This window comes from Burkholderia sp. BCC0405 (assembly GCF_902833075.1).
Taxonomy (GTDB): Bacteria; Pseudomonadota; Gammaproteobacteria; order Burkholderiales; family Burkholderiaceae; genus Burkholderia.
This window is the reverse complement of the sequence record NZ_CADFEO010000054.1, coordinates 1-2,747: the sequence shown is the minus strand read 5'-3', so window position 1 is coordinate 2,747 and position 2,747 is coordinate 1. Positions and strand designations below refer to the sequence as shown.

The 2,747-nt window shown below is 52.3% G+C and carries 2 protein-coding genes; both read left to right on the top strand.

The window, feature by feature from the left end; translation table 11 throughout:
- Window positions 1-201, top strand: a 201-nt coding sequence (locus tag HWX36_RS36885; RefSeq protein WP_208457847.1) for a hypothetical protein, incomplete at its 5' end; no start/stop codon positions are given.
- 1,635 nt (window positions 202-1,836) lie between these two features.
- The coding region (locus HWX36_RS36610; protein WP_279613419.1) for an ESPR-type extended signal peptide-containing protein at window positions 1,837-2,747 on the top strand (911 nt) is incomplete at its 3' end.

Here is a 2,747-nt window from a genome sequence, read left to right as displayed (position 1 = left end):
GCTGAGTGCGTGCGTCGGGTTCTCTTCGTCATTTCCTCGGTTCCTTTGCCGGCATTATCGCTGGCTCAGGCCCCGGCCGTTCCACTTATCTGGCTGTCCGATTTTGCGAGGCCACCTCTGTCCGGATTGTCGCAGCAGACCAAGGTGTGGACCGGCGTATCGTCCTGGGCGCTCGAGCTGCCCTTTGCGGTGCCGGACTAAACGCGGAGGGGCAGGTCAACCAGCCTCAAATACCAGGCGATATCGCTTTACATTGTCTAAAGATTTCGTGACAAAAATTTCGTTTGTGATTTTTTCAGATCCAATATTATTGGCCAATGAAATCGATAAACCGGAAATAAACGTGTCTTGCCACTCTTTATGGCGGCAATGATTCGACTTGGATTTGTGGTGGTTTTTATGAAGGCAATTGGGGTGGTGGAGTTATTGATTTTTAATGATAATTAAATTGTGATATTGTTCCTGCTCGTGATTTTTGTTATTTGTAAGTCAGATTATTTGGCAGATTTTTTTATATTGGAAATGCATCGCGCGATCGGGTGGAGTGAGATGAAGGAGCTGTATATAAATATTCTGGGTTGATATTTAGGCGATTTTGTTGTGGCATCTGAGTTCGATTCGACGTGCGCTAAATGAGTTTTCCTGAAGGGCGAGCTGGACGACGATTTTGTTTTTGTCGACTCGATGGCACATGAACTTGACTCATATGAAGAACCTTCCAATGGTTGGGGAGCGCGAGTCTGGTTGGGGATCGATTGAGAAGGCATGCATTCGACTTCTGAACAAAGGAGGTGATGTAAGAGATCCTATATTGTTACTTTGTTCTCTGCAGCTATCTTGGCCCGGACTCGGTCTGGCTGTACCGATGTCGGCATAGAGTGTGGCTCCTGCGGCGACGATGCCGTCACGCGGTGCGTGCGAACGCATCGTCAAAATCGTGCAGCGCAAACGCATCACTGTCACATCGTCGCGCGTAACGAGAGCGGGGGGATGTGGTGTCGATGCGCTTTCTGGTGTCGGTTTGAGCTTTGCCAGATGTGCAGGCCTTGGTGTCAGTAGGTTCCAGTGGAGTCTCTCATTTTCAGGGTGCTGTCGTTGCTGATCGCGCTTGCTGCTTCTGCAGTGCTAGTCGGTAAGCTATCGCGCCGTGCTTTACCGGTGTCTGTGTGGTCGAATCCAATTTCATTCACTTTAGGCGGACTACTACACTCAGGAAAAGTTACTGGATCGGATTGCGCCATGTGAGTGCGTCCTCCTCGAGATCGATTTCGTTCGCCCCCCCCCCCGCGGCCCGTGGAAAGCTTCTACTCTGTCAATCTGCGTTGTCGTTGCTCCCGGCTTGTCGACGCCTCCATCGTTTTATCTCTGGATTTAGTTGCAGACATGGAATGCTATGTATTTGATGGTTTAAGCGGATGGCTGCGGAAAGTGATTATCACGGATGATTTGGTGGCGAAGATTGATATTTATGGTGCTGCCGCGTATTGCGCTACGTTTTGCGTGAGTCGATTAAGTAAAAATGTTTTAACGGATTTTTGTTGGTGGATTATCAAATCGTGAAGGGCGCGCCACGTGGGTTGGCAGGGTTAATGGGGAGAGGGGCGCGTAAATGCAGGCAAGTGATGATTTTGTTTCTTGAGTGAGGCGGAGGCGTCGATATTCTTGGGGTGGTTCGAGGTGAATCTGGGTGACCTACCAGAGCGAGGGAATGAAAATAATCGTTATTCATAAACTTGGTTAATATTATCGGCATTTCTAATTGATTTGTTTGTTATCGGTTGTGGTTGGTGTTATTTCTAAGTGTATGGGTGGCCTAGTGGCCCGAGGGACAATGAAATGAATGTGGTGTACAAAGCAGTTTGGAATGAGAAATTGGGAGCCTGGGTTGCTGCTAGTGAGTTGACACGAGCACACGGGAAGGCGTCGAAAACAGGGCGTAATTCAACGTCACGTGACGGGATGCGGCGTGTGCTGAAGCCAATCATGATGGGTGTGGTAGCGGCTTTGGCCACGGGCGTACTAGCGGATTCGGCTCAGGCCGGGGTGGTTGAGGACTGCTTGGGAAATGGCGTAAATGCCTTGGGATTTTCCGGTTCAGGAAATGTTGCAGGCATGGCTGGCAACACCTCTGAGGGGGCGTGCGGTGGAGGCACCGGGGTAATCCTCTCCGAGAATTCCAACGGGGCTGGTGGTCTCACTGGAAATCAGGCTTACATGGCCGTCGGGGCAACGGGATATAACCCGCCCGGCAACATTCTGTTGTATGGCCCTTCAGGGATTACGCTTAATGCACTCCGAGTAAGCGCTGCCAGTGCGGCAGGCACCAGTACGATTAGTAACGTGACCGCAGGTGTGGCGCCGACAGATGCAGTGAACGTGTCGCAGTTGAATGCGTTGTCAAGTATTGTGAGCCAGAACACGGCCGATATTACAGTTCTTCAGAGAGGCGCCGCTGGTGGCGGTTCGGCCACCGGAAATAACAGCACCTCAGTTGGAGGCAACTCGACGGCATCGGGCAACAACAGCACGGGTACGGGTCAGGCATCGAATGCAGCGGGCAACAACAGCACGTCGACGGGCCAGGCATCGAATGCGGCAGGCGACAACGGCACGGGCACGGGTCAGGCATCGACGGCGTCGGGCAACAACAGCACGGCGACGGGTCAGGCATCGAATGCGGCAGGCGACAACGGCACGGGCACGGGTCAGGCATCGACGGCGTCGGGCAACAACAGCACGGCGACGGG